27 protein-coding genes and 1 pseudogene are annotated in these 25,241 nt (G+C 57.4%); 12 read left to right on the forward strand and 16 right to left on the reverse strand.

All coding sequences use genetic code 11. The features are described from left to right. The first annotated feature begins 44 nt into the window (after positions 1-44). Together ybaK and AD668_RS29390 are read left to right on the forward strand one after the other, a co-directional pair. Positions 45-515: a Cys-tRNA(Pro) deacylase gene (ybaK, locus tag AD668_RS04495; RefSeq protein WP_053155131.1), complete on the forward strand. Its 471-nt coding sequence runs from the start codon at positions 45-47 to the stop codon at positions 513-515. Positions 516-518: 3 nt separating this feature from the next. Then, positions 519-614 (forward strand): annotated as a pseudogene (locus AD668_RS29390) (isomerase); the annotation flags it as partial. An 87-nt stretch (positions 615-701) separates the two neighbouring features. Here AD668_RS29390 and AD668_RS04500 read toward each other — a convergent pair. Further along, the gene (locus tag AD668_RS04500) at positions 702-1,811 is read right to left on the reverse strand and encodes an ABC transporter ATP-binding protein (protein WP_053155132.1); all 1,110 of its coding nucleotides are present in this window, start codon (positions 1,809-1,811) and stop codon (positions 702-704) included. Next, complete coding sequence (gene argF / locus AD668_RS04505) at positions 1,808-2,728, reverse strand: ornithine carbamoyltransferase (protein WP_053155134.1); 921 nt, start codon at positions 2,726-2,728, stop codon at positions 1,808-1,810. The genes AD668_RS04500 and argF overlap by 4 nt, the downstream gene beginning before the upstream one ends. A 452-nt stretch (positions 2,729-3,180) precedes the next feature. Between argF and AD668_RS04510 the strand changes: the two genes are divergently transcribed. After that, positions 3,181-5,289, forward strand: a complete 2,109-nt coding sequence (locus AD668_RS04510) for a molybdopterin oxidoreductase family protein (RefSeq protein ID WP_053155136.1) — start codon at positions 3,181-3,183, stop codon at positions 5,287-5,289. A gap of 97 nt (positions 5,290-5,386) precedes the next feature. Then, positions 5,387-5,728: a Grx4 family monothiol glutaredoxin gene (gene grxD, locus AD668_RS04515; protein ID WP_053155138.1), complete on the forward strand. Its 342-nt coding sequence runs from the start codon at positions 5,387-5,389 to the stop codon at positions 5,726-5,728. A gap of 195 nt (positions 5,729-5,923) precedes the next feature. Here grxD and bfr read toward each other — a convergent pair whose 3' ends face one another. After that, positions 5,924-6,400, reverse strand: a complete 477-nt coding sequence (gene bfr / locus AD668_RS04520) for a bacterioferritin (RefSeq protein WP_053155140.1) — start codon at positions 6,398-6,400, stop codon at positions 5,924-5,926. Positions 6,401-6,598: 198 nt separating this feature from the next. Beyond that, positions 6,599-6,817 carry a bacterioferritin-associated ferredoxin gene (locus AD668_RS04525; RefSeq protein WP_008053520.1) on the reverse strand — a complete coding sequence of 73 codons (219 nt, stop codon included), beginning with the start codon at positions 6,815-6,817 and terminating at the stop codon, positions 6,599-6,601. 302 nt (positions 6,818-7,119) lie between these two features. Here AD668_RS04525 and AD668_RS04530 point away from each other — a divergent pair, with 302 nt between their 5' ends. Beyond that, a complete protein-coding gene (locus AD668_RS04530; protein ID WP_008057532.1) occupies positions 7,120-7,722 on the forward strand; it encodes a peroxiredoxin in 603 nt (200 codons plus the stop codon). 181 nt (positions 7,723-7,903) lie between these two features. Here AD668_RS04530 and rnt read toward each other — a convergent pair whose 3' ends face one another. Next, entirely contained in the window at positions 7,904-8,581 is a 678-nt protein-coding gene (gene rnt / locus AD668_RS04535; protein ID WP_053155142.1) for a ribonuclease T, read from the reverse strand. Continuing rightward, entirely contained in the window at positions 8,578-9,624 is a 1,047-nt protein-coding gene (gene pyrC / locus AD668_RS04540; RefSeq protein ID WP_053155144.1) for a dihydroorotase, read from the reverse strand. The genes rnt and pyrC overlap by 4 nt, the downstream gene beginning before the upstream one ends. A gap of 159 nt (positions 9,625-9,783) precedes the next feature. Between pyrC and AD668_RS04545 the strand changes: the two genes are divergently transcribed. After that, positions 9,784-10,689 (forward strand): OmpA family protein, encoded by a 906-nt coding sequence (locus tag AD668_RS04545; RefSeq protein ID WP_053155146.1) that lies wholly within the window; start codon positions 9,784-9,786, stop codon positions 10,687-10,689. Positions 10,690-10,818: 129 nt separating this feature from the next. Further along, a complete protein-coding gene (locus tag AD668_RS04550; RefSeq protein WP_007938916.1) occupies positions 10,819-12,036 on the forward strand; it encodes an argininosuccinate synthase in 1,218 nt (405 codons plus the stop codon). Between the two features lie 142 nt (positions 12,037-12,178). Here the strand turns inward: AD668_RS04550 and AD668_RS04555 are convergent, their stop codons facing one another. Then, positions 12,179-12,865, reverse strand: a complete 687-nt coding sequence (locus tag AD668_RS04555; RefSeq protein WP_053155147.1) for a hypothetical protein — start codon at positions 12,863-12,865, stop codon at positions 12,179-12,181. A gap of 533 nt (positions 12,866-13,398) precedes the next feature. On the opposite strand from AD668_RS04555, the gene AD668_RS04560 reads away from it, so the two are divergent. Continuing rightward, positions 13,399-14,025 carry a response regulator transcription factor gene (locus AD668_RS04560; RefSeq protein ID WP_053155149.1) on the forward strand — a complete coding sequence of 209 codons (627 nt, stop codon included), beginning with the start codon at positions 13,399-13,401 and terminating at the stop codon, positions 14,023-14,025. Positions 14,026-14,112: 87 nt separating this feature from the next. Here AD668_RS04560 and AD668_RS04565 read toward each other — a convergent pair whose 3' ends face one another. The 8 genes from AD668_RS04565 to metG all read right to left on the reverse strand — a co-directional run bounded on the left by AD668_RS04565 (position 14,113) and on the right by metG (position 21,026). Next, complete coding sequence (locus AD668_RS04565; protein WP_053155151.1) at positions 14,113-14,292, reverse strand: PA3496 family putative envelope integrity protein; 180 nt, start codon at positions 14,290-14,292, stop codon at positions 14,113-14,115. 105 nt (positions 14,293-14,397) lie between these two features. Then, positions 14,398-15,036: an endonuclease III gene (gene nth / locus AD668_RS04570; protein WP_053155153.1), complete on the reverse strand. Its 639-nt coding sequence runs from the start codon at positions 15,034-15,036 to the stop codon at positions 14,398-14,400. 21 nt (positions 15,037-15,057) lie between these two features. Then, positions 15,058-15,645, reverse strand: coding sequence for an Rnf-Nqr domain containing protein (locus tag AD668_RS04575; protein WP_053155155.1), 588 nt, complete (start codon positions 15,643-15,645; stop codon positions 15,058-15,060). Continuing rightward, complete coding sequence (locus tag AD668_RS04580) at positions 15,638-16,249, reverse strand: RnfABCDGE type electron transport complex subunit G (RefSeq protein ID WP_053155157.1); 612 nt, start codon at positions 16,247-16,249, stop codon at positions 15,638-15,640. Before AD668_RS04580 ends, AD668_RS04575 begins: the two co-directional genes overlap by 8 nt. Next, positions 16,246-17,232: an RnfABCDGE type electron transport complex subunit D gene (locus AD668_RS04585; protein WP_053155160.1), complete on the reverse strand. Its 987-nt coding sequence runs from the start codon at positions 17,230-17,232 to the stop codon at positions 16,246-16,248. The genes AD668_RS04580 and AD668_RS04585 overlap by 4 nt, the downstream gene beginning before the upstream one ends. Continuing rightward, positions 17,219-18,226 carry an electron transport complex subunit RsxB gene (gene rsxB, locus AD668_RS04590; RefSeq protein ID WP_053155162.1) on the reverse strand — a complete coding sequence of 336 codons (1,008 nt, stop codon included), beginning with the start codon at positions 18,224-18,226 and terminating at the stop codon, positions 17,219-17,221. Before rsxB ends, AD668_RS04585 begins: the two co-directional genes overlap by 14 nt. Continuing rightward, entirely contained in the window at positions 18,223-18,792 is a 570-nt protein-coding gene (locus AD668_RS04595) for an electron transport complex protein RnfA (protein WP_053155164.1), read from the reverse strand. The genes rsxB and AD668_RS04595 overlap by 4 nt, the downstream gene beginning before the upstream one ends. 182 nt (positions 18,793-18,974) lie before the next feature. Next, positions 18,975-21,026 (reverse strand): methionine--tRNA ligase, encoded by a 2,052-nt coding sequence (metG, locus tag AD668_RS04600; protein WP_053155166.1) that lies wholly within the window; start codon positions 21,024-21,026, stop codon positions 18,975-18,977. Between the two features lie 250 nt (positions 21,027-21,276). Here metG and apbC point away from each other — a divergent pair, with 250 nt between their 5' ends. Continuing rightward, positions 21,277-22,371 carry an iron-sulfur cluster carrier protein ApbC gene (gene apbC / locus AD668_RS04605; RefSeq protein WP_053155168.1) on the forward strand — a complete coding sequence of 365 codons (1,095 nt, stop codon included), beginning with the start codon at positions 21,277-21,279 and terminating at the stop codon, positions 22,369-22,371. Between the two features lie 117 nt (positions 22,372-22,488). Here the strand turns inward: apbC and AD668_RS04610 are convergent, their stop codons facing one another. Continuing rightward, positions 22,489-23,247 (reverse strand): SDR family oxidoreductase, encoded by a 759-nt coding sequence (locus AD668_RS04610; RefSeq protein ID WP_053155169.1) that lies wholly within the window; start codon positions 23,245-23,247, stop codon positions 22,489-22,491. Between the two features lie 152 nt (positions 23,248-23,399). On the opposite strand from AD668_RS04610, the gene AD668_RS04615 reads away from it, so the two are divergent. From AD668_RS04615 to AD668_RS04625, 3 genes are all read left to right on the forward strand, one after another. Further along, complete coding sequence (locus AD668_RS04615; RefSeq protein WP_053155171.1) at positions 23,400-24,131, forward strand: HugZ family protein; 732 nt, start codon at positions 23,400-23,402, stop codon at positions 24,129-24,131. Positions 24,132-24,197: 66 nt separating this feature from the next. Then, on the forward strand, positions 24,198-24,674 hold the full coding sequence (locus tag AD668_RS04620; protein WP_053155173.1) for an FxsA family protein: 477 nt from the start codon (positions 24,198-24,200) through the stop codon (positions 24,672-24,674). 245 nt (positions 24,675-24,919) lie between these two features. Then, complete coding sequence (locus AD668_RS04625; RefSeq protein WP_047532658.1) at positions 24,920-25,213, forward strand: co-chaperone GroES; 294 nt, start codon at positions 24,920-24,922, stop codon at positions 25,211-25,213. Positions 25,214-25,241 lie beyond the last annotated feature (28 nt).

Genomic DNA, 25,241 nt, shown 5'->3' on the forward strand with positions numbered 1-25,241 from the left:
CCGGCGCAGTGTTTTTCATCTGCCGACCCGTCTGGAGCTGTCTCATGACCCCTGCATTGGATTTGTTGAAAAAGGTTCGGGCCGAACACCGCGTGCACAGTTACGCACATGACCCGAAGGCTGCGTCCTATGGCCTGGAAGCTGCGGAAAAACTGGGTCTCGACCCGGCTCAGGTGTTCAAGACACTGTTGGCAGCCAGTGAAAAAGGGGAGTTGTTGGTGGCGGTTGTCCCGGTGGTAGGAACGCTGGATTTGAAGGGGTTGGCTCAGGCGGCTGGCGTGAAAAAAGTTGAAATGGCCGACCCGGCGGCGGCACAGCGATCCACCGGCTACCTGCTGGGCGGCATCAGTCCGCTGGGCCAGAAGAAGCGCTTGCGCACGTTTATCGACAATTCGGCCCAACCGTTTGCGAGTATTTATGTCAGTGCAGGCCGGCGGGGGCTGGAAGTTGAATTGGACCCCGCGGTGCTGGCTGAGCATACCCAGGCGAAGTTCGCTGATATTGGTCGTGCCTGAAGGCGGGGCGGGGAGCTGTTCTGTCGGCTGGAAGGTGATCGGGTGAAGATTGGCGGGAATGCGACGCTGGTGGCCAGCGCAACCCTGATGTTGGGCTGAAAGCAAAAGATCGCAGCCTTCGGCAGCTCCTACAGGTGTGCACAATCCAGGTAGGAGCTGCCGAAGGCTGCGATCTTTTAATTCGTATCAATTAGCGGTGCTGTACCGCCGGACACCTGACTCGACGACCGGAATCTGCGCCGCCGTGCTGCCGGACGCCTGGAACAGCACCAAATGTTCCGCCGCGACACGGATACCGACCTCAGCGCCAATCAAATGATCGACATGACTCGGAAAGATCGACTCCAGTTGCGCGCCGGTTGGCAACTGCAGGCGATAGAGCGTCGACGCGCCCTGGAACGACTTGCCGACAATTCGCGCCTTCAGTGCGCTGTCCGGGGCATAAACGATGTCGTCCGGACGCAATAACACATCCACCGCACCGCCGACCGGCCAGGTGTAGGCGCGGTTACCGCGCAACTCTCCCAACTCGGTCTGCACCGACTCCGGGCTGCTCAACTGACCACGAATGAAGTAACCCTGGCCGATGAAGCTGGCCACATATGGTGTCAGCGGTTCGTGATACAGGTTGTAGGGCGTATCCCACTGCTCCAGACGACCTTCCTTGAACACGCCGACATGATCGCTGACGGCAAAGGCCTCTTCCTGATCGTGGGTCACCAGAATCGCACTGGTGCCACGAGCCTTGAGAATATCGCGAACCTCGTGGCTGAGTTTGCGGCGCAATTCGCCATCGAGGTTGGAGAACGGTTCGTCGAGCAGCAGCAATTGCGGCTCCGGCGCCAGGGCGCGGGCCAGGGCGACACGTTGCTGCTGACCACCGGATAGTTCATGGGGAAAGCGTTTGCCGAGGCCTTTGAGGTTGACCAGTTCCAGCAGCTCTTCGGTCACGCGATCCTTTTGCGGATGCTTGCGAATGCCGAAGGCGATGTTGTCGGCCACGCTCAGGTGCGGAAACAGCGCGTAGTCCTGGAACACCATGCCGATGCGACGCTTCTCCGGCGCGAGGGTGAAACCGGCGCTGGAGATGGTCTCGCCCGCCAGTTGGATATCACCTTCGTGCACCGGTTCGAAACCGGCAATCGCCCGCAGGGTGGTGGTCTTGCCGCAGCCCGAAGAGCCGAGCAGGCAACCGATGTCACCGGCGTTCAAATGCAGGTTGAGGTTCTGTACCACGCGCTGGTCTTGATAGCCGCAGGCTAGGTTTCGCAGGTTCAACAGTAATGGCTGGCTCATGCGTGGTGGTACGCCGGTTCAACGAGAAATTCCAGCAGCGCCTTTTGTGCGTGAAGACGGTTTTCTGCCTGATCCCAGGCCACCGAGCGCTTGTCGTCGAGCAGGTCGAGGCTGATTTCTTCGCCACGGTGGGCGGGCAGGCAATGCATGAACAGTACGTCATCAGCCGCCAGGTCGAGCAGCGCGCGGTTCACCTGGTACGGTGCGAAAAGCTCAAGGCGCTTGGCGGTTTCTTCTTCCTGACCCATGGAGGTCCAGACGTCGGTGCTCACCAGATGGGCGCCCCGTACGGCGTCCTTCGGGTCACGAACGATGGTGACGCGGTCACCGGCCTTGGCCACGAACTCGGGGTTGGGCTCATAGCCTTCCGGACAGGCAACGCGCAACTGGAAGTCGAACTGGATCGCCGCTTCTATATAGCTGTTGCACATGTTGTTGCCGTCGCCGATCCAGGCCACTGTCTTGCCCTGGATGGAGCCGCGGTGTTCGAGGAAGGTCTGCATGTCGGCCAGCAACTGGCACGGATGCAGGTCATCGGACAGACCGTTGATGACCGGTACGCGCGAGTTAGCGGCAAATTCGGTCAGGTTGCTGTGGGCAAAGGTACGGATCATCACCGCGTCGAGCATGCTCGACATGACGATGGCGCAGTCGCCGATTGGCTCGCCACGGCCCAGTTGGGTGTCACGGGGCGACAGGAAAATTGCCTGGCCACCGAGCTGGATCATGCCGGCTTCGAACGAGATACGGGTGCGGGTCGAGGACTTCTCGAAAATCATCCCGAGCACGCGGTTTTTCAGAGGCTCGAACAGTACGCCGCGGTTACGCAGGTCCTTGAGCTCAACGCCTCGACGGATCACGCTGACCAGCTCTTCGGGCGTGCAATCCATCAGGGAGAGAAAGTGCCTTGCGCTCATCATTGACTACCTTTTTGTTACAAACCGCAGATGCTCAAAGCCTTGTTTAACGGAACAACGGGCGAGACCTGCGGCGTAAGCCGCACGGGGCGACGAAATAGGGGAAGGCGCGATCTTATAATTAAATGTCGCGTCTTACCAATAGGGCTACAGTTTTAGGGGAATTCAGAGGGGCTACGGGATCACCGCAATAGCACTTTTGAAGCCTTTTTCCTGACAGCAGTGGCTCATTTGTACACCGGCCTCTCAGGGCTTGGCAATCCAACGGCGCGGGGATGACGTCTGGCGGGTCGTTTTCTGACCTTTCGTCCGGGTTGTTGGCCGGTGGTCATCGGCTCTCCTGATAGTCGCCGATTCACAAGACGAACGTCGCTGGCGTGGTAGCAGGGCAGGCGCCATAGTTTTGTTCCCGCGGCAAATACTGCCCGCCCAGAACAAGACAGAGACTGGCCATGACCAAGACTCTCCATCACCGTGCGTGCCATCTGTGTGAAGCCATTTGCGGGTTGACCATCGAGACCACCGAGGTCGACGATGGCAGCGTGCAGATCACTTCGATCAAGGGCGACGCCCTGGATACCTTCAGTCGCGGGCATATCTGCCCCAAGGCTGTCGCCTTGCAAGACATCCAGAACGATCCGGACCGGTTGCATCAGCCCATGCAGCGGGTGGGCAACGAATGGCAGCCCATCGAGTGGGAGGCAGCCTTCAATTTGATCGCCGAGCGTCTGGCGCAGATTCAGGAACATCACGGGCAAAACGCCGTGGCGGTCTATCAGGGCAACCCCAGCGTGCACAACTATGGGCTGATGACGCACAGCAATTATTTTCTCGGCCTGCTGAAAACCCGTAACCGGTTTTCCGCCACTTCGGTCGACCAATTGCCCCATCATTTGACCAGCCATTTGATGTACGGCCACGGTTTGCTGTTGCCGATTCCCGATATCGATCACACCGACTTCATGCTGATTCTGGGCGGCAATCCGCTGGCTTCGAACGGCAGCATCATGACGGTGCCGGACGTGGAAAAACGCTTGAAAGCGATTCAGGCCCGGGGTGGCAAAGTGGTGGTGGTCGATCCCCGTCGCAGCGAAACGGCGGCAATCGCCGATCAGCACCTGTTCGTGCGCCCCGGTGGCGATGCGGCGTTGTTGTTCGGTCTGCTCAATACGCTTTTCACAGAAGGGCTGACCCGCAACAGTCATTTGCCGGTGGACGGTCTGGATTACGTGCGCGAAGCCATCGCATCGTTCACTGCCGAGGCCATGGGACCGCTGTGCGCCGTACCGGCCGAACAGATTCGCCAGTTGGCGCGAGACTTCGCCGCAGCGCCGAGCGCGGTTTGTTACGGCCGCATGGGGGTCTCGACCCAGGCTTTCGGTACGCTGTGCCATTGGCTGGTGCAGTTGATCAACCTCGTATCCGGCAACCTCGACCGCGTTGGCGGTGCGTTGTGCACCGAGCCGGCGGTGGACCTGGTGGCCTCGACATCGGGCGGGCATTTCAATCTGTGGCAGAGCCGGGTGTCCGGTCGCCCGGAATATGCGGGCGAATTGCCGGTGTCGGCACTGGCCGAGGAAATGCTCACCGAAGGGGAAGGGCAGGTCCGCGCACTGATCACCGTGGCGGGCAACCCGGTGCTGTCCACGCCCAACGGTCGAAAGCTCGAACAGGCGCTCGATGGCCTCGAGTTCATGGTCAGTATCGATCTGTACATCAATGAAACCACGCGTTATGCCGACCTGATCCTGCCGTCTACCTCGGCGCTGGAGAACGATCATTACGACACGACGTTCAATATGTTTGCGGTGCGTAACGTCAGCCGCTTCAACCGCGCGATCCTCGCCAAGCCTGAAGGCGCGCTGCACGATTGGGAGATCTTCGTCGGGCTGGCCAAGGCGTTTGCCGCTCGAACCAACAAGGAGCTGAAACCCACCATTGCTCCGGCGCAAATGATCGATCGCGGCCTGCGCATGGGCATGTATGGAGACGCGTCGGCGCACAAGCTGTCGCTGGATACTTTGTTCGATCATCCCCATGGTGTCGATCTGGGGGCGCTCAAACCCAACCTGGTGCCACGCCTGAAAACCGCCAATCAGCGAGTCCAGGCGGCCCCTGCCGCGATCCTTGCCGACCTGGCTCGTTTCGCCGCCTTGCAGGCACCGGCTGCCGATGAGTTGCTGATGATCGGTCGACGCCATGTGCGCAGTAACAACTCGTGGATGCACAACTATCATCGTCTAGTGAAGGGCAAGCCGCGTCACCAGTTGCTGATGCACCCGGACGATCTGGTCAGTCGCGGGCTCAATGACGGGCAGCGAGTGCGGATCAGTTCGCGGGTTGGCGTGATCGAGGTCGAAGTGCTCGGCAGTCTGGACATGATGAAAGGTGTGGTCAGCCTGCCGCATGGTTGGGGGCATGCCAGGCCCGGCGTGCAAATGGCGATTGCCAGCAGTCAGCCGGGCTCCAGCGCCAATGACCTGACGGACGAATGTCAGCTGGATGAGTTGTCCGGGAACGCGGCGCTCAACGGCGTTCCGGTGACAGTGGTCGCCGCGTGATTTAGTCTGACGGAGAGACCGAGCAGGGGGCTCGGCTTTCCGTTACAATGCGCCACCGTGCCGACCCGTGAGTCGGAAAGTTCAGCCGAGGTGCTCCATGGATATCATCGAAACGATTAAAGAGCAGATTGCCAACAACACCATTCTGCTTTACATGAAAGGTTCGCCGAATGCCCCGCAGTGTGGCTTCTCCGCGAAAGCTGCGCAGGCCGTGATGGCGTGTGGCGAAAAGTTTGCGTACGTGGATATCCTGCAGAACCCGGAAATCCGCGCCAACCTGCCAAAATATGCCAACTGGCCAACCTTCCCGCAGCTGTGGGTCGGCGGTGAGCTGGTCGGCGGTAGCGACATCATGATCGAGATGGCTGCAGACGGTTCCCTGCAAACCACCATCAAGGCTGCTGTTGAAGCCGCTGCGGCTAACAAGTCCGAAGCCTGATTCGGTCCCTGCTTCCTGTAGGAGCGAGCATGCTCGCGATGGTAGTCAACGGTAACGCTCGGACTCTGGTTCTCCGCGGCGTTCTCTAGTTCATCGCGAGCAAGCTCGCTCTTACAGTAAAAGCAGGCACAAAAAAGCCCCGCCTCTTCAAAAGAGAGCGGGGCTTTTTGTTGTATCGAGATTAGCGGTACGACGTTATTCGTCTTCGCCCATCTGCGATTGCAGGTAATTTTCAAGACCCACTTTATCGATCAGGCCCAGTTGGGTTTCCAGCCAGTCGATATGTTCTTCTTCGGACTCAAGGATATCTTCAAGCAATTCACGGCTACCGAAGTCGCCAACTTTTTCGCAATGGGCGATGGCCACTTTCAGATCGGCGTGGCCGATTTTCTCGATGCGCAGGTCACACTCAAGCATTTCCTTGGTGTGTTCGCCGATGTGCAGCTTGCCCAGATCCTGGACATTCGGTAGGCCTTCAAGGAACAGGATGCGCTTGATCAGCTTGTCCGCGTGCTTCATCTCGTCGATGGATTCGTGGTACTCGTGCTTGCCAAGCTTGTTTAGGCCCCAATCTTCGTACATGCGTGCATGCAGGAAATATTGATTGATCGCGACCAGCTCATTGGCAAGGATCTTGTTGAGATGCTGGATGACTGTAACGTCGCCTTTCATGATGGGGTCCTGCCCTTTATTAACTGTCTATAAGGCAGAGTTTGAGCCGCCTATTTAATAGTGTCAAACCTAAGTTATTGAAACTTATATGAAAATTAATCGGAATAAGAATGTTTGTGTTCCGCGTCTAGCGCTTAACTAGTTGATTTTCAGGCATAAAAAAACCGGACTAGAGTCCGGTTCTTTGACATTCTGTATTTAGGCGGCGGTAAATTCAGCGGGAAAGGGAATCGCTGCTTGAGCCGTTTGCAGTTTGGTCAGCGTTTCGCGGACCACTTCCTTGGCAAGGCAGGCACATTTACCGCATTGGCTGGCAACGCCGGTGGCCACGCGGACTTCCTTGTAACTGCAGCATCCTTCATAGATCGCATCGCGGATTTGACCGTCGGTGACACCAGTGCAGAGGCAAACATACATAAGGGAAGACCGTCGCTTGTTTATGTCTCGAATGCGATGGATCTTAATGTTAACGAGAATGATTGTCAAAGTGCTTTGCCGTCACTTTAGCCCAAGGCTGACGAACGGTTTTCCTTCAGGGTGCGGCTGCCATTATGCAGCGGCGATTTTGCGTCCTCGGGAAAAACCGTTGAGGACAGGTCAAACGCGCAGTGTATGATGGCCGGTCTTTGCGACCCGGGTTCGTGTCACAGGGCTGCCATCTGAGGGTGGCAGGCTGACGCGAACCTTGTTCTTCACGCTATTACACCAGGAGATATCCAATGAGCGTACTCGTAGGCAAACAAGCCCCTGACTTCACCGTACCGGCCGTACTCGGCAATGGCGAAATCGTTGACAGCTTCACCCTGTCGTCGGCCATCAAAGGCAAATACGGCCTGGTGTTCTTCTATCCGCTGGACTTCACCTTCGTTTGCCCGTCCGAGCTGATCGCTCTGGACAACCGCATGTCCGAGTTCAAGGCGCGCAACGTTGAAGTGGTCGCTGTGTCGATCGACTCGCACTTCACCCACAACGCCTGGCGCAACACCCCGGTCAATGATGGTGGTATCGGCGCAGTCCGTTACACCATGGCTGCCGACATCAAGCAGGAAATCATGAAGGCCTACGACGTTCAGTCCGCTGACGGCGTGGCTTTCCGTGGCGCGTTTCTGATCGACGACAAAGGCGTTGTCCGTTCGCAGATCATCAACGACCTGCCGCTGGGCCGTAACATGGAAGAGCTGCTGCGTCTGGTCGACGCTCTGCAATTCCACGAAGAGCACGGCGAAGTCTGCCCTGCCAACTGGAAAAAAGGCGACAAAGGCATGAACGCTTCACCAGAAGGCGTTGCTGCTTACCTGACCGAGCACGCTGCCGCGCTGTAAGGCACGTTCCAGGTACAAAAAAACCGGCCATCGAGGCCGGTTTTTTTATGGGTGGAATTGGTCAGATTTCTGTGGGAGCGAGCCTGCTCGCGACGGACTCTGGAACGCCGTGGGGTATCAGGCACCCAGCGTCATCGTTGACGACCATCGCGAGCGTGCTCGCTCCTACAGACAAGCCAGATCAATCGTCGAAATCTTCCCATCCGCCCATTTGTTTCCAGCGATTGACGATGCCGCAGAAAAGCTCTGCCGTCTTCTCGGTGTCATAGCGAGCCGAGTGAGCCTCGCGACCGTCGAAGTCGATATCGGCGGCCTGACAAGCCTTGGCCAGCACGGTTTGACCGTAGGCCAGACCGGCGAGCGTCGCGGTGTCGAAGCTGGAGAACGGATGGAACGGGTTGCGTTTCATGTCCAGTCGCGCAACCGCGGCGTTCAGGAAGCCCAGGTCGAAGCTGCTGTTGTGCCCGACCAGGATTGCCCGTTTGCAGCCGTTGGCTTTCAATGCCTTGCGCACGCCACGGAAAATATCGTTAAGAGCCGACTCTTCACTCACTGCCATGCGAAGAGGGTGATCAAGTTTGATCCCGGTGAACTCCAGGGCCGCCGCTTCGATGTTCGCGCCTTCGAACGGCTCGACACGGAAGAAGTAGGTGTGATCAGGGTACACAAAACCCTTTTCATCCATGGCGATGGTCGTCGCAGCGATTTCCAGCAGGGCGTCGGTGGCCGAGTTGAAACCACCGGTTTCTACGTCGACGACAACGGGCAGGTAGCCACGAAACCGTGCGGCCATTGGGTGACGGGAACCGCCGCCACCGCCTTGACCTTCCTGTTCGTCGTCGAAATGGTCTTCACTCACGCGTGTTCCTCCAGCAGGCGCCAGCGCAGTTTTTCACCGGCGCGCAGCGGGATAACGGTCAGCTCGCCAAACGGCAGGCTGGTTGGGGCAGTCCATTCTTCGCGGACCAGGGTGATGCGATCGGTGTTTGCCGGCAGGTCATAGAACCGTGGGCCGTTGAGGCTGGCGAAGGCTTCGAGCTTGTCCAGCGCATTGCGCTGTTCGAAGGCTTCGGCGTACATCTCGATGGCTGCATACGCGGTGTAGCAACCGGCGCAACCGCAAGCGGCCTCTTTAGCGTGCTGGGCGTGGGGCGCCGAGTCGGTACCGAGGAAGAACTTCTTACTACCGCTGGTGGCAGCGTCGAGCAGGGCTTCCTGGTGCGTGTTGCGCTTGAGGATCGGCAGGCAATAGAAGTGCGGCCGAATCCCGCCCACCAACATGTGGTTGCGGTTGTATAGCAGGTGATGCGCGGTGATGGTCGCGCCAACGTTGGCCGAGGCCGAGTTGACGAACTGCACGGCGTCTGCAGTGGTGATGTGTTCGAACACCACTTTGAGGGTCGGGAAACGCTCGACCACACGACGCATGTGTTCATCAATGAAAATTTTCTCGCGGTCGAACACGTCGACATCGCCTCGGGTGACTTCACCGTGAATCAACAACGGCATCCCGACTTCGGCCATGGCCTCGATCGCAGGGAAAATCTTGTCGATGCTGGTGACGCCAGAGTCCGAGTTGGTGGTCGCGCCGGCCGGGTACAGCTTGGCGGCGTGAACGAACCCGCTGGCCTTGGCCTCGCGAATTTCTTCTGGCTGAGTACGGTCGGTGAGGTACAGGACCATCAGCGGTTCAAATGAGCTTCCAGCCGGGCGGGCAGCGAGAATCCGCTGGCGATAGCCGTCGGCTTCAGCTGCGTTGCGGACCGGAGGGACCAGGTTGGGCATGATGATGGCGCGACCAAAGGTGCGCGCGACATCCGCGACGGTATTGGCCAACACGGCACCATCGCGAAGATGAATGTGCCAGTCGTCGGGACGCAGCAGGGTCAGGCGGTCGGACATGAGGGGATTCCAGGCGGGTCAAACTGAAGGGAATGCTACCGGAAAAGACTCTTGCAGGCACTCGCTATCAAGTTTTGCACGAAGCTTCCGATATCCAACAGGTATGCCGTGAACATCTGTGTGTCGGTCTTTTTGTTGCAGAAGCCAGTGGAGCCTCCCGTGCGCCAGCGTTATTTAGCCTTGCTCAGTGTGTTTGCCAGCCTTCCCGCGATGGCGCTCACTTTCCAGACACGGATGGAGAGCACCGAGTGGACGGTCGAGGGCGACAAGTTCGAGTGCCGCCTGACTCAGCCGATTACCGATTTCGGTTCGGGGCAGTTCGTGCGTCGCGCTGGCGAGCAGGCGACATTTCGTCTGAATGCCTATAACGCGATGATGGGTGGTGGTTCGGCGACTCTGTTGGCCGCCGCAGCGCCATGGCAACCGGGGCGGGGTGACATTAACCTGGGCTCGGTCAGAATCGGCAGCGGCAATGTGTTGTTCAACAGTTCACAGGTTCAGGCCGGACGACTGATCAGCGGTCTGATTGACGGTCGCAGTCCGGTGGTGCGGCATTCTGCGGGGGATGGCCGGATATCGGAAGTGCGCCTTTTGCCGGTCAAGTTCAACAAGGCATTTGCCGACTACCAAGGTTGTGTGGCGAAGTTGTTGCCGCAGAATTTCGATCAGGTGAAACAGTCTCAGGTCAGTTTTCCCGGGGGCGGCATTGATCTGGATGCAGCCGCCAAGGCCAGGTTGCAGGTGATGCTGGAGTACATGAAGGCCGACCCGACAGTCAATCACATCGAACTCGACGGCCACTCCGACAATAGCGGCAACCGCCTGACCAACCGCGATCTGTCACGGCGCAGGGCTCTGGCAGTCATGGATTTTTTCAAGGCCAATGGCATTCAGGAATCGCAGATCACCCTGCGCTTCCACGGTGAGCGTTATCCGTTGGCACCGAACAGCAATAATGCCAATCGCTCGAAGAATCGTCGGGTAGCGATTCGTCTGGAGCGGGGAGCACCGCCGGAACAAGTAGCTCCGCAAGCCACGAAGCCGGATGCCTCGGCAACTTCCTGATCCGCTGATCATGGTCGCTCTCTCGACATGTTCTGTCGCTTCGTCGTCATAAGCTGTCGCGCCACTGTAAATTATTCTGCATGAGCGGTAGACTTCCCGGCTTTCCGTAGAACCCCGTGGAGTGATGGCATGGCGGACGTAAACAAGGTCGTTCTGGCATATTCCGGCGGCCTGGACACTTCGGTGATCCTCAAGTGGCTGCAGGATACTTATAACTGTGAAGTAGTGACCTTTACCGCTGACCTGGGTCAGGGCGAAGAGGTCGAGCCGGCCCGCGCCAAGGCACAGGCCATGGGCGTAAAAGAAATCTACATCGACGATCTGCGCGAAGAATTCGTGCGTGATTTCGTGTTCCCGATGTTCCGCGCCAACACCGTTTACGAAGGCGAGTACCTGCTGGGTACTTCCATCGCTCGTCCGTTGATCGCCAAACGCCTGATCGAAATCGCGAACGAAACCGGGGCTGACGCCATTTCCCACGGCGCCACCGGCAAGGGCAACGACCAGGTTCGTTTCGAACTGGGCGCTTACGCCTTGAAACCAGGTGTAAAGGTGATCGCTCCCTGGCGCGAGTGGGACCTGCTGTCCCGCGAGAAGCTGATGGATTACGCCGAGAAGCACGCGATCCCGATCGAGCGCCATGGCAAGAAAAAATCCCCGTACTCGATGGATGCCAACCTGCTGCACATCTCCTACGAGGGTGGCGTGCTGGAAGACACCTGGACAGAGCACGAAGAAGACATGTGGCGCTGGACCGTCTCTCCGGAGAACGCTCCTGACAAGCCACAGTACCTGGAACTGACCTACCGCAACGGCGACATCGTCGCGCTGGACGGTGTCGAAATGACCCCGGCCACCGTATTGGCGACCCTGAACCGTATCGGTGGCGAACACGGTATCGGTCGTCTGGACATCGTCGAGAACCGTTACGTGGGCATGAAGTCCCGTGGCTGCTACGAAACCCCAGGCGGCACCATCATGCTGCGCGCTCACCGTGCAATCGAGTCGATCACGCTGGATCGCGAAGTGGCTCACCTCAAAGACGAGTTGATGCCGAAATACGCCAGCCTGATCTACACCGGTTACTGGTGGAGCCCTGAGCGTCTGATGCTGCAACAGATGATCGATGCGTCCCAGGCTCACGTGAACGGCGTTGTACGTCTGAAACTGTACAAGGGCAACGTGATCGTTACCGGTCGCAAGTCCGACGAGTCGTTGTTCGACGCCAACATTGCCACCTTCGAAGAAGATGGCGGCGCCTACAACCAGGCCGACGCAGCGGGCTTCATCAAGCTCAACGCCTTGCGCATGCGCATTGCAGCAAACAAAGGTCGGAAGCTTTTCTGAAGCCTTTGAGCTTGTAATGGGAACTGCGGCCTCGTATCAACGAGGCCGTAGTTCTGAATGAGGGGGCGTTTTGCCCTGAATTGCGATACCACGTTCATTCTGCTGACGCCTTTCTGTGCGCCGGTTGGCGCTGCGGCGTCAATTACTGCTGGTTGCTGGCGAGTGCTCCCTCCTGGCCTATGACCGTCAATTCATGAGAACTCAAATTGTAAGCAACATAGAATGTTGCGTTGCGTTTGCGTGCCGGTCGTGAATGCCTGAGCGCGACAGCTTTCAATAACGTCTCCGTTTCGGTACACGTGATGAACATCACCGTGCTCGCCGGTTTCTCCTGGTGCTTTTGGAACTTTTCCAGCAGAGCGCTAAACTCGACTTTTCTGTCCATGCAACGTGCATCAATGATGTAGAGATCTTTGACATGCTCGGGAAGATGAATATGGTGCTCGACAGAAAACCGAGTATGTAAACTTATCCCGGTTTGTGAGTTAGGGGGAAGTTGGTGGTCACTTATCGATGTAACAGGTTTGGGCGCACTTAACGTCTCTTTAGGTGTCTTGTTTTCCGAGTGCTCGGTATTTTCCATGATTTTAATGAAGTGTTTTCCCTTTTCAAAGTCGGAAGGGGCATACAGTGATCGATGGTTGAAGTTGAGCGTCGCGAAAAACAACAAAAGTAAATAGAACGGAAAGCTGATCAAAAACCACACATAGAGTTCTCTTTCGTCATCATCGAGGAAGGGCAAGGATATTGCTGCCGAGGTTTCAGACAGGACAGCAAACATCCCGATAATTGTCATGGGGTTCGTGATGAGGCTTTGAGGTCTTATCATGCTTTATGCTCATGTTAATGTGATTTTCTCGATGGCTTACAGGTTTGGTTTTCGGGTGCAGGGTGGATCTGTGGAGCTGAACGTTTTTCTTAGTGATTTTTATTTAATACCTTTGTCGGTTTTTTCGAAGGGTTGAATTGTTACTTTTATCATCCTTTAATGAGTTTTTTTTGCTGTAAGATTAAGATGATAGTTGGCGTGTGATATTTCTGGTACGAATGTTGATTCTGAAAATATCCGTTACTTTTGTATTGGCGGTAGGGTGCGCTGCTTTCAGAACACGGCTTTTGGCTCACGTTACTCGTTGATTTTTGTTAAAGGTCGATACAAAAAATGATTTAAGGAGGTGTGATCTCCACTCGGATACAGTTTTCAGTTCAGGGTGTTCGAGGTTTTTTTGTAAGAATAATCTGTGATGTTTGTAGGGAATGTCTCTCGGTGCAGGTGCTCGGGAAGGCCGACATGCAATGGGTGAAACGACTAGGCTATTGTGCGGGCTCTAAAAATTCGAACAGCGAAAATTGGACTTGCCCATGAATAAAGTGCTGATCGTCGATGATCACCCCGTCATTCGTCTTGCGGTGCGTATGCTGATGGAACGTCATGGCTACGAAGTTATTGCGGAAACCGATAACGGCGTGGATGCATTGCAACTAGCCAGAGAACTAATGCCGGACATTGTCATTCTGGATATTGGAATTCCAAAGTTGGATGGCTTGGAAGTTATCGCACGTTTGTCATCAACAGCAATGCCGATGAAAGTGTTGATACTGACATCTCAGGCACCTGGTCATTTTTCCATGCGGTGTATGCAATCGGGGGCTGCAGGATATGTTTGCAAACAACAGGATCTGACCGAGTTGCTCAGTGCAATCAAGGCCGTACTGTCAGGTTACAGCTACTTTCCAAATCAAGCCTTGCACACAGTACGTTCCAGTCTGGGGAACGCCAGCGAAGCCGATATGGTGGACCGTTTATCGGGGCGGGAGATGATGGTCTTGCAGCAGTTGGCACGAGGCAAGACCAACAAGGAGATTGCAGACGGAATGTTCCTGAGCAATAAAACGGTCAGCACTTACAAGACTCGCCTGCTGTTGAAACTCAATGCGCGGTCGTTGGTGGATTTGATTGAGCTGGCGCAACGTAATGGTTTGGTGTGACGGCAGAACTGCCTGACGGGGAGAAAAGGGGTTCCTCTAATTCGGGCTCATAATAAAAAGCCTCCGTTTTCGGGAGGCTTTGAGGCGTCACATATCAAAATCGTAATCGGCCAATTGCTTTTGCAGTCGGCGCTCCTCCAGCAGATTGTCGATGGTGCGGCGTTTGCTCAGATTGGTTTTCGCTACTTCGACCACCGGTTCGGCATCATCAGCCTCCACGGTACTGAAGTCGTCTTCTACGTCCAATTGCTCTTTGCCAGTACTCATTTAGCTACTCCAGGCTAAGAAGGCCTTTGGCGCTCTTATATCGACATTCTACCGGCGGGTAAAAAAGATTTTTTCAATCAGCCATCGAGTAAATCCAATAGTGCGTCAATCGTCCGAGGTTTTTTGTTTGTATTCGCACAAGTCTTCAATCCGGCAACTGCCACAGCGGGGCTTGCGAGCCAGGCACACGTAGCGTCCGTGGAGGATCAACCAGTGATGGGAGTCAAGCAGGAACTCTTTGGGCACAAACTTCATCAGCTTCTTTTCGACTTCAACAACATTCTTGCCCGGTGCAATGCCGGTGCGATTGCTGACACGGAAGATGTGGGTATCGACGGCCATAGTCAGCTGGCGGAACGCGGTATTGAGTACCACGTTGGCGGTTTTGCGGCCGACACCGGGCAGGGCTTCAAGCTCCTCGCGGGTTTGCGGCACTTCGCCAGCGTGAAGCTCCACCAGCATGCGGCAGGTCTCGATGACGTTTTTTGCTTTGCTGTTGTACAGCCCGATGGTCTTGATATATTCCGACAGACCTTCAACACCCAGGGCATGGATCGCTGCCGGGGTATTGGCTACGGGGAACAGTTTTGCAGTGGCCTTGTTGACGCCGACATCGGTCGATTGCGCCGAAAGGATCACCGCGATCAGCAATTCGAAAGGCGACGAATACGCCAGTTCGGTTTTCGGTTCCGGATTGTCTTCATGTAGCCTGCGGAAAATTTCCAGACGTTTTGCGGCGTTCATGGGCAGTGCGTTTCCTCAAGGTCAGTGTGAAGGGGGCGAACGATGCCAGGCCTGCCACGCAGCCAACAGCAGCCCCAACAAAATGAAACCGCCGGGAGCCAGTGTCACCAGGCGCAAGCCACCGTCGGCGAGCAGTAGCCAACCCTGCCAGTCTGGCTGTTTCGCGCCGGCCAGCCAGGAAAAATGATTGCCGAATGTCCCGTTGCCGATGAATTCGCGCAACAGGCCAAAACCCGTCAGCAATGCGCCGGACAGAGCGCACAACTTCAGACGTTCCACCCGGGCGCGGCGGAAAAAGCCAGCATGCTCCAGTACAACGCATTGCAAGGCGACCAAGCCTGCATAGATTCCCAAATGCTGGTGCCATGGCAGCGACCAGATTTGCGCGGCGAGTTGCGCACAGTTGGTCCACGTAGCGGCGAGCAGAACGCTGGCCAGTAAATGAGTAGTCGGCAGCATTCGCGCTCGTAGTACAGCCATGCTCAGGCCAAAAGCGGTGACCACCAGGACGAACAACAACCACAGACCCAAAGCAGTCACCAGCGTGTCGGTGATCCCAATCAGGGGCGCAAGCATCAGCGTGCCCTGCAGGCGGAGTGATTTATTCATGTGATGGGCTCCCGAGTAACGCTTGCCGGTGCCCATCGAAGTAGCGCAGGGCGTCGTGGGTGGCGTTGATCACGGCTCTTGAAGTGATGGTCGCCCCGGCGATCTGATCGAATTGACCCTGATCCTTTTTCAGGGCCCATCCAGCGTCGGCAAGCTCGGTTCGGGATTTATCGGATAAATCCTGAAGCCAGGTATTGGGCCAGTCTGCGATGCGCGCGCCAAGCCCCGGGGTTTCTGATTGCTTGAGAGTTTTGACACCTATCAGCCTGCCGTTTGCATCGATTGCAATCAGCAATTCAATGGCGCCAGCGTAGCCTAAAGTTTTACTGCGCAATAACACGGCGCAAGCCTTGCCGGCTTTGGATGCACGGTAGCCGGTCAGCAGCGTGCTGTTTTCGAGTTTGGTGTTTTCGAGCGGGAGAGGTTGTTCGAGTGGCTGATTGTCATAGCTGTCCGCTGCTAGCAAATCCAGCAGGTTGCGAGTGTCGATCAGACGCTGGTCGGCTGCAATACGCGGCGCGCTGCTGTACTGTGCAAGCCAGGTCAGACCGATGCCGAGCGTTGCCAGTAACACCAGGATTGCTATGTTCGATGCTCGGCTCATGGGGAAGCCTGCTGCTGTCTGGCCGCGACAAAGCGCTCCAGGGCGGGCACGCAAAGATTCATCAAAAGGACGCCAAACGCCACGCCGTCCGGATAACCGCCCCAAGTGCGAATCAAATATGTCAGCAGCCCGACACCTGCGCCAAACAGCAGTCGCGCTCCAGTGCTTTTGGCGCCGGACACCGGTTCAGTCACAATGAAAAACGCCCCCAGCATGCTCGCGCCGGTGAGGAGATGAAACAGCGGTGAGCCATGGGTATCGGAGCCCGAACCGTTCCAGCACAGCAAGCTGATGATGAAAAGGCTGGCGAGCATGCCGACTGGCGCATGCCAGCTGAAGACGCGGCGTTGCAGTAGGAACAGGCCTCCTGCCAGAAACGCCAGACTCACCCATTCCACGCCACGGCCACCGAGATGACCGAACGCTGGGTTCGCCGAAAACAATTCATCGATGGTCAGGCTTTTGTTCATGCGCAGGCTGTCCAGCGCAGTGGCCTGAACCCAAGCGTCCGGAAGCTGACCGAATGCGAATGCCTGTTGCAATCCACCCAACAAGTCCATGCCGTGAGAAGACGGCCAATGGGTCATCTGCTGAGGAAACGTGATCAGAGCGAAAGCGACGCCAAGCATTGCGGGGTTTAATGGGTTCGAACCCACTCCGCCATACAAGTGCTTGCCAAATACCATCGCGAACGCGGAAGCGCTGATGGTCAGCCACCACGGACAATAGGGGGGGAGGGCCAGGGCCAGCAATGTTGCGCTGACCAGCGCGCTGCCATCACTCAAGGTCGGTTTGAATGGCCGCTTGCGCAAATGCAGCACGCTCGCCTCAACGGCGAGCGCCATTGCAATGGCCAGAATCAGATTGATCAGCACGCCCCAGCCATATAGCCAGAAGGACGCCAGCAGTCCCGGCAGGACGGCCAGCAACACCAGTTTCATGGCTTGCTGCAAGCGATCGTCAACCGATTCAAGGGGTGGCATAGGCGTCCACCTGACGTTCGGCTTCACTGACCGCACGCAACAGCGCTTCAACCTGTTCGGCGGAGGCTTCGCTGTTTTGAGCTTTTTTGAGTTCGGCGCGGCGCATGGCCAGCTGAATTTTTGCCCGTTTCAGCTCGACATCGTTCTTGGGCGTTGCAACGGACGTGGGCGTTGGTGGTTCGGTGCTTTCCAATTGCGCCAAGGCTTGTTCGGCCGCTTCGAACTGCTGTTGCAGGATGATCAATTGCGATTGTTGTTCGAAGGTCGGAGGATGCCCGAAGGCCTTCAGCGATTTGGTCAGTTGGGCGCGGCTCATCGCGACATCGATCCTGGCTTTTTTCAGCGCCGCGTCGACATTCGCGGCTTTCTGGGTGCGCACGCGATCGAGGGCTGCTTGTATCGGGTCGAGTGTCACCTCCACCGGGTGGGCGGCACGTTGGCGGGCCTGTCGTTCGGCTGTTTTCTGTTGTTCTTCACGCTGCAAACGGGCGTTGCGCTGCTCAAATCGGCGCCGGGCGTGATTGCGCTTGGTGGTACGCGCCTGTTGTTCTTCCTGCGTGAATGCCAGGCCACCGACAACCGGTACTACTGTGGTGGGCGGCAACGGACGCATTTCAATGCAATCCACCGGGCAAGGCGCCACGCAAAGGTCGCAACCGGTGCATTCGTCGATGATGATTGTGTGCATCAATTTGGCCGCGCCGACGATGGCATCGACCGGGCACGCCTGAATGCATTTGGTGCAACCGATGCACTCGGCTTCGCGGATATAGGCGATTTGAGCAGGCGCCGCCCCCCGACTGATGTCCAGTTCCAGCACCGGCACTTTCAATAACTGCGCCAGCGCGGCGATGGTTTCGCTGCCACCAGGCGGGCACTTGTTGATCGGCTCGCCACTGACGATGCCTTCGGCGTAGGGCTTGCATCCGGGATGACCGCACTTGCCGCACTGAGTCTGTGGCAATAGGGCGTCGATGCGTTGAATCAGACTCATGTTTTGATCAGTCCGCTGAATCCTAGAAAAGCCACTGCGATCAGTCCGGCGCCGATCAGATCGATCGGCAGGCCACGAAAGGGCAGGGGAATATCGTTATCGAGTGTACGTTGGCGCAAATCTTTGAACAGGCTCAGCACCAGCCAGAATCCCAGCCCTGCGCCAAGGCTCAGAGCTGTGGCATGAAATAATCCCTTATCCGCCTGGGCGTTGAGCAGCGCTACCCCGAGCACGCCTGCATTCCCTAGCAGCAACGGCCAGAGGCCTTCAAAAGACCACTTCGGGAGCGCCGTAGAAAGGACGTTCAGCAGGGGGCTGATCAGCAAAACGCTCAGTGGCAAAAACACGAACAGATGCAGGGCGGTCAGTTCCAGTGGCGCCAGCAGCCAGTGGTAGAGCGCATAACCGAGCATGCCGACGATCAGCATCAGGCAGGTTGTTGCAATGCCCAGCGCATGGACCTGGCGGCGCTCGCTTGCCAACAGTGGATCGACACCCAGCGGCCAGTGCAACACGAGGTTGTTGATCAGGGCGGTGCTGATAAGCGTTAGCAGGGTTTCGGTCATGATCGTCCGTATTCCGCTACTGGATCACTGCGTAGGAGCTGCCGCAGGCTGCGATCTTTTGATCTTTAAAAGCAAAGTCAAAAGATCGCAGCCTGCGGCAGCTCCTACGGACATTATGGGCCAGACATGAAAATCCCACAGTCGCGCCAGGCACGGCTGTGGGATCGGATTGCCGCACAAATTTACTTGATGCGCTGACCAGGCTTGGCGCCGCTGTCAGGGCTGAGCAGATAGATTTCTTCACCGCCAGGGCCCGCCGCCATCACCATGCCTTCGGAAATGCCGAACTTCATTTTCCGCGGCTTGAGGTTGGCGATCATCATGGTCAGGCGACCATCGAGCTTCGACGGGTCCGGATAGGCACTCTTGATTCCGGAGAACACGTTGCGGGTCTCGTCGCCGATGTCCAGCGTCAGGCGCAACAGTTTGTCGGCGCCTTCCACATGCTCAGCCTTGACGATCAGCGCGACGCGCAAATCGACTGCGGCGAAGGTATCGAACTCGATTTCCGGCGACAGCGGGTCTTTCGCCAGTTCCCCGTTGCCCGCTGGTGCAGCTTCGCCGGTGTCGGTCTGGCTGGCGGTCAGGTCTTCTTTTGACGCGTCGGTCATGGCTTGCACCTTGACCGGGTCGATGCGGGTCATCAACGGCTTGAACTCGTTCAACTGATGGTTGCTGAGCAAGGTCGCATGGTCGTTCCAGGTCAGGGGCGCGACATTCAGGAACGCCTCGGCGTCAGCGGCCAGCAATGGCAGCACCGGCTTGAGGAAGATCACCAGTTGGCGGAACAGGTTGACGCCCGTAGCGCAGATGGCCTGGACTTCATCCTGCTTGCCTTCCTGTTTGTTCAGCGACCAGGGCGCCTTGTCGGCGATCCAGGCGTTGGCGCGGTCGGCCAGGCCCATGATCTCGCGCATGGCGCGGGCGAAATCGCGGGCTTCATAGGCGTCGGCGATGCTTGGCGCGGCGGCCAGGAAGGCATCAGTCAGTTCAGGCGCTGCGTTGGTGTCGACCATGACGCCGGCATTGCCCTTGTTGATGAAACCGGCACAGCGGCTGGCGATGTTGACGACTTTGCCCACCAGGTCGGAGTTGACCTTCTGCACGAAGTCTTCGAGGTTCAGGTCCAGGTCGTCGACGCCACGGCCGAGCTTGGCCGCGTAGTAGTAACGCAGGTATTCCGGCGACAGGTGATCCAGGTAGGTCCGGGCCTTGATGAAGGTGCCGCGGGACTTGGACATTTTCTGACCGTTGACGGTCAGGTAGCCGTGGACGTTGATGCCGGTCGGCTTGCGGTAGCCCGCGCCTTCGAGCATGGCTGGCCAGAACAGGGCGTGGAAGTTGACGATGTCCTTGCCGATGAAGTGGTAAAGCTCGGCGGTGGAGTCCTTGCCCCAGAACGCGTCGAAGTCCAGCTCCGGCGTGCGGTCGCACAGGTTCTTGAAGCTGGCCATGTAGCCGATTGGCGCATCCAGCCACACGTAGAAGTACTTGCCCGGTTCGTCGGGAATCTCAAAACCGAAGTACGGCGCATCGCGGGAGATGTCCCATTGTTGCAGGCCGGCATCCAGCCATTCGGCAATTTTGTTGGCGACAGCGTCCTGCAGGGTGCCACTGCGGGTCCAGGTTTGCAGCATTTGCTGGAAGTCCGGCAGCTTGAAGAAGAAGTGCTGGGAATCCTTGAGCACCGGGGTGGCGCCGGAGATTGCCGACTTCGGATCCTTCAAGTCTGTCGGAGCGTAGGTTGCACCGCATTTTTCGCAGTTATCACCGTACTGGTCTTCGGTGCCGCATTTCGGGCAGGTGCCCTTGATGAAGCGGTCGGCCAGGAACATTTTCTTTTCCGGGTCGAAATACTGGGTGATCGAGCGCGTGGCGATGTGCCCGGCGTCGCGCAGCTTCAGGTAGATCTGGCTCGACAGCTCACGGTTTTCTTCAGCGTGAGTGGAGTGGAAGTTGTCGAAGTCCACCAGGAACTCGGCAAAGTCGGCGCTGTGTTCAGCCTGGACGTTGGCGATCAATTGTTCCGGGGTGATGCCTTCCTTTTCCGCGCGCAGCATGATCGCCGAACCGTGGGCGTCGTCGGCGCAGACGTAGATGCATTGGTTGCCGCGGTGCTTCTGGAAGCGCACCCACATATCGGTCTGGATGTATTCCAGCATATGGCCGAGGTGAATCGAACCATTGGCATAGGGCAGGGCGCTGGTGACGAGGATCTTGCGTGGCTCGGACATGGGGCTCGGCTACTTGATGAAACGGAGGTCGGCCACTATAAAGCGCCGGCGCATATTTTTCACCCTGTGAGCCTGTTTCATTGGATGAGCGAACTGTAGGAGCCCGGCTTGCCGGCGATAGCGGTCTTGGGTATGCCATCGCCGGCAAGCCGGGCTCCTACAAAAGCGCGATCTTTTGAGCATCCCGCCGAACGCTTAGAACAGGTACGATACCCCTCATCCTTTCCAAGTCCTGTTTTCGGAGTTGCCCATGAGCGCCGTCAATCGCGCAGCGGTGGAAGCCGTTCTTCGCCAATACACCGATCCTTACCTGAACCAGGACCCGGTCAGCGCCGGGTGTGTGCGCAACATCGACATCCAGGGCGATCGCGTCAGTGTTCAGCTCGAGTTGGGTTACGCCGCCGGCCTGTTCAAGAGTGGCTGGGCGCAGATGCTGCAAATGGCCATTGAAGGGCTGGATGGTGTGGCAAGCGCCCGTGTCGACATCTCCAGCGTGATTGCCGCGCACAAGGCTCAGGCACAGATACCGGGCCTGGCCAATGTCAAGAACGTAGTGGCCGTGGCATCCGGCAAGGGCGGCGTGGGTAAATCCACCACCGCTGCCAACCTGGCATTGGCCCTGGCCCGTGAAGGCGCCAAGGTGGGGATTCTCGACGCGGACATCTACGGTCCGAGCCAAGGCATCATGTTTGGTATCCCGGAGCGCACCCGTCCCGAGGTCAAGGATCAGAAGTGGTTTGTGCCGCTCAAGTCCCATGGCGTCGAAGTGATGTCCATGGCCTTCCTGACCGACGACAACACACCGATGGTCTGGCGCGGACCAATGGTTTCCGGTGCCCTGCTACAACTGGTCACGCAAACCGCGTGGGGCGATCTGGATTACCTTGTCATCGACATGCCACCAGGCACTGGCGACATCCAGCTGACCCTGGCGCAGAAAGTGCCGGTGGCCGGTGCGGTCATCGTCACCACGCCACAGGACCTGGCATTGCTGGACGCGCGCAAGGGTGTGGAAATGTTCCGCAAGGTCAACATTCCGGTGTTGGGTGTGGTGGAAAACATGGCCGTGCACATCTGCTCGAATTGTGGACATGCCGAGCATCTGTTCGGTGAGGGTGGTGGTGAGAAGCTGGCGACCCAGTATGGTGTCGAACTGCTTGCTTCGTTGCCGTTGGCGATGGAAATCCGCGAGCAGGCCGATGGTGGCAAGCCAACCGTGATCGCCGAGCCAGATTGCCCGATCGCCATGGTTTACCAGGAGCTGGCCCGCCATGTCGGTGCGCGGATCGTGTTGCAGGAAGCGTTGACGCCGGCGATGCCGAATATCAGCATCAGCGACGATTGATTTGCGGCGCCTATAAACAGATCGCAGCCTCGCTTCGCTCGACAGCTCCTACATTGAATTGGCCTACACCTGTAGGAGCTGTCGAGCGAAGTGAGGCTGCGATCTTTTGATCTTGCTTTAGATACGCAACCCGCCATCCATCTCCAATATCCGACCGGTGTAGTAGTCGTTCTCGAAGATGTAAGCCGCCGAATGGGCGATCTCTTCAGGCTTGCCCATGCGCTTGAGCGGAATCCCGGCAGTCATCTTCTCCAGCGCTTCAGGCTTCATGCCCAAGGTCATTTCGGTTTCGATGAAGCCTGGTGCAATGCCGGCAACACGGATGCCGTAGCGCGCCAGTTCCTTGGCCCAGGTCACGGTCGCGGCTGCAACACCGGCCTTGGCGGCGGAGTAGTTGGTCTGACCGACGTTGCCAGCGCGGGAAATCGACGAGATATTGATGATCGCGCCGCTGTTGTTCAGTTCGACCATTTTGGCCGAGACTTCACGGGTGCACAGGAACACGCCGGTCAGGTTGACGTCGATCACCGCCTGCCATTGGGCCAGGCTCATCTTGGTCATTTCGCCGTCCTTGACCTTGAGCAGCAGGCCGTCACGCAGGATCCCGGCGTTGTTGATCAGGCCATGGATCGCGCCGAAGTCTTCGGCAACCTGGGCGACCATATGAGTCACTTGCTCTTCATTGGCAACGTTGCACAGATAAGCGCGGGCTTCGACGCCCTTGGCCTTGCAGGCAGCGACGGCGTCGTCGAGTTTTTCCTGGTTCAGGTCCACCAGCGCCAGTTTCGCGCCTTTATTCGCGAAATACTCGGCCATGGATCGGCCTAAACCCTGGCAACCGCCAGTGATAATGATTACTTTGTCAGTGAGTTGCATTCGCCTGCCCCGGTAAATGGTCTGGGTTTTTTCATAGGCATCTTCTCCATCACGCCTACCTTGGCACATGAGAACTGCCCCTAATGGCGCGCTGGAACTTTTGCCAGTCGCTGTCCGTTTTTTCTGACGGATTCTATTCAAGGAGTCATAAATTGAGCGTTGAAGCGGCTAAGCATGCACGAGAATTGCTTCTCAAGGAATACCGTGGCGTGCTCTCCACGCACTCCAAATCGATGCCCGGCTTTCCATTCGGCTCTGTGGTTCCTTACTGCCTGGACGAGCAGGGTCGGCCCCTGATCCTTATCAGCCGCATCGCCCAGCACACTCATAACCTGCAAAAAGATCCGAAATGTTCGCTGTTCGTGGGCGAGCGCGGGGCGGAAGATGTGCAGGCCGTTGGTCGCCTGACTTACCTGGCCGAGACGCAACAACTGGAAGGCGAAGGGGTCATCGCAGCGGCGGCCGAACGTTACTACCGCTACTTCCCGGAATCACAGAGCTACCACACGGCGCATGATTTTGATTTCTGGGTGCTTGAGCCGGTACGCCACCGTTACATCGGTGGTTTCGGCGCGATTCACTGGGTCAACGACCTGACTCTGGCCAACCCGTTTGCCGGCAAGGCCGAGGTGAGTATGGTCGAACACATGAACGCCGATCATGCCAAGGCCATTGCCCATTACGTCGATCTGGCCGGTTTGCCGAAAACCGCAGCGGCGCAAATGGTCGGTATCGATACCGAAGGCATGCACCTGCGTATCGGTCAGAGCCTATACTGGTTGCCGTTCCAGGCACCTTGTAATACGCCGACACAAGTCCGCGAGGCCTTGGTTTCACTGGCTCACGCCGAACATTGGCCAAAAAATGAAGTGGCCGACGCTTGAATTCACGAAACGGCGACGTCATCTAAGGTGAACTGGCAAGGCATTCTTGCGTTGAGGAACCATTTGATGCGCCCTTTTTTGTTGCTCTTTCTGCTGTTCCCGGTGTTGGAGCTGTTCGTATTCGTAAAGGTGGCAGGATCGATCGGGTTTTTCCCGGCCCTGCTGCTGGTCATTCTCGGCTCGATGTTCGGTGTGTTCGTGCTGCGCATCGCCGGACTGGCTACAGCGCTGCGTGCCCGTGAAAGCCTGAACCGCGGTGAGCTGCCGGCCCAGACCATGCTCGAAGGCCTGATGCTGGCGTTAGCCGGTGGTCTGTTGATCCTGCCGGGTTTCATCAGCGACGTGATTGGCTTGATCATGCTGTTGCCGATCAGCCGTCGCCTGCTGGCCAATAAAATGCGCCGGCGTGCCGAAGAGCAGGCCATCCGCCAACGTGCGTTCGCCGATGATCTTCAAGCCCGGGGCGGTCCCGCGCCGCGCGAGCCGCTGGGGCGTGAGCCCAATGTGATCGAAGGCGAGTTCGAACACCGCGACACCAAGTAATAGCTTCGACTCACGGCACCTTCGGGTGCCGTGTTCGTTTAAGGGGGTGAAAGGAAAAATTTTCGATCCCTGCCCTTGTAATCAGTTTGTACGCCCTTATGTAACGGTCACCGCAAGGTTTCTGGCGATCACGCCAGACAGACTTCCGCGGTTCGCTTGACGAACCGCACCCGGCACCGCCGGACTTTGTTAAACCCGCCGGGACTACACCGGCCGATGAAAACCACAATTAGGAGAGATCGACAATGAAGCTTCGTCCTCTGCATGACCGCGTCGTCATCCGTCGCAGCGAAGAAGAAAAGAAAACCGCTGGCGGTATCGTTCTGCCAGGTTCGGCTGCTGAAAAAGCCAACAGCGGCGAAATCCTCGCTGTCGGCACCGGCCGCGTACTGGACAACGGTGAAGTGCGTGCACTGGCCGTCAAGGTTGGCGACAAGGTTGTGTTCGGTCCTTACTCCGGCAGCAACACTGTGAAAGTCGACGGCGAAGACCTGCTGGTAATGAGCGAGAACGAAATCCTCGCTGTTATCGAAGGCTGATTCCCCGTTCATTTTCCGCTACTACAAA

Origin of the sequence: Pseudomonas sp. P1.8 (assembly GCF_001269805.1) — a bacterium.
Classification (GTDB): domain Bacteria; phylum Pseudomonadota; class Gammaproteobacteria; order Pseudomonadales; family Pseudomonadaceae; genus Aquipseudomonas.

Bases quoted from the DNA above. Each gene is read 5' to 3' on its own strand.
- apbC (WP_053155168.1), top strand. From the start codon at position 21,277: ATGAGCGCCGTCAATCGCGCAGCGGTGGAAGCCGTTCTTCGCCAATAC.
- AD668_RS04610 (WP_053155169.1), bottom strand. From the start codon at position 23,247: ATGCAACTCACTGACAAAGTAATCATTATCACTGGCGGTTGCCAGGGT.
- AD668_RS04585 (WP_053155160.1), bottom strand. From the start codon at position 17,232: ATGCCACCCCTTGAATCGGTTGACGATCGCTTGCAGCAAGCCATGAAA.
- AD668_RS04580 (WP_053155157.1), bottom strand. From the start codon at position 16,249: ATGAGCCGAGCATCGAACATAGCAATCCTGGTGTTACTGGCAACGCTC.
- grxD (WP_053155138.1), top strand. From the start codon at position 5,387: ATGGATATCATCGAAACGATTAAAGAGCAGATTGCCAACAACACCATT.
- metG (WP_053155166.1), bottom strand. From the start codon at position 21,026: ATGTCCGAGCCACGCAAGATCCTCGTCACCAGCGCCCTGCCCTATGCC.
- argF (WP_053155134.1), bottom strand. From the start codon at position 2,728: ATGAGCGCAAGGCACTTTCTCTCCCTGATGGATTGCACGCCCGAAGAG.
- AD668_RS04575 (WP_053155155.1), bottom strand. From the start codon at position 15,645: ATGAATAAATCACTCCGCCTGCAGGGCACGCTGATGCTTGCGCCCCTG.
- ybaK (WP_053155131.1), top strand. From the start codon at position 45: ATGACCCCTGCATTGGATTTGTTGAAAAAGGTTCGGGCCGAACACCGC.
- nth (WP_053155153.1), bottom strand. From the start codon at position 15,036: ATGAACGCCGCAAAACGTCTGGAAATTTTCCGCAGGCTACATGAAGAC.
- AD668_RS04565 (WP_053155151.1), bottom strand. From the start codon at position 14,292: ATGAGTACTGGCAAAGAGCAATTGGACGTAGAAGACGACTTCAGTACC.
- AD668_RS04620 (WP_053155173.1), top strand. From the start codon at position 24,198: ATGCGCCCTTTTTTGTTGCTCTTTCTGCTGTTCCCGGTGTTGGAGCTG.
- rsxB (WP_053155162.1), bottom strand. From the start codon at position 18,226: ATGAGTCTGATTCAACGCATCGACGCCCTATTGCCACAGACTCAGTGC.
- AD668_RS04555 (WP_053155147.1), bottom strand. From the start codon at position 12,865: ATGATAAGACCTCAAAGCCTCATCACGAACCCCATGACAATTATCGGG.
- AD668_RS04560 (WP_053155149.1), top strand. From the start codon at position 13,399: ATGAATAAAGTGCTGATCGTCGATGATCACCCCGTCATTCGTCTTGCG.
- AD668_RS04595 (WP_053155164.1), bottom strand. From the start codon at position 18,792: ATGACCGAAACCCTGCTAACGCTTATCAGCACCGCCCTGATCAACAAC.
- AD668_RS04510 (WP_053155136.1), top strand. From the start codon at position 3,181: ATGACCAAGACTCTCCATCACCGTGCGTGCCATCTGTGTGAAGCCATT.
- AD668_RS04550 (WP_007938916.1), top strand. From the start codon at position 10,819: ATGGCGGACGTAAACAAGGTCGTTCTGGCATATTCCGGCGGCCTGGAC.
- AD668_RS04530 (WP_008057532.1), top strand. From the start codon at position 7,120: ATGAGCGTACTCGTAGGCAAACAAGCCCCTGACTTCACCGTACCGGCC.
- bfr (WP_053155140.1), bottom strand. From the start codon at position 6,400: ATGAAAGGCGACGTTACAGTCATCCAGCATCTCAACAAGATCCTTGCC.
- AD668_RS04525 (WP_008053520.1), bottom strand. From the start codon at position 6,817: ATGTATGTTTGCCTCTGCACTGGTGTCACCGACGGTCAAATCCGCGAT.
- AD668_RS04500 (WP_053155132.1), bottom strand. From the start codon at position 1,811: ATGAGCCAGCCATTACTGTTGAACCTGCGAAACCTAGCCTGCGGCTAT.
- pyrC (WP_053155144.1), bottom strand. From the start codon at position 9,624: ATGTCCGACCGCCTGACCCTGCTGCGTCCCGACGACTGGCACATTCAT.
- AD668_RS04625 (WP_047532658.1), top strand. From the start codon at position 24,920: ATGAAGCTTCGTCCTCTGCATGACCGCGTCGTCATCCGTCGCAGCGAA.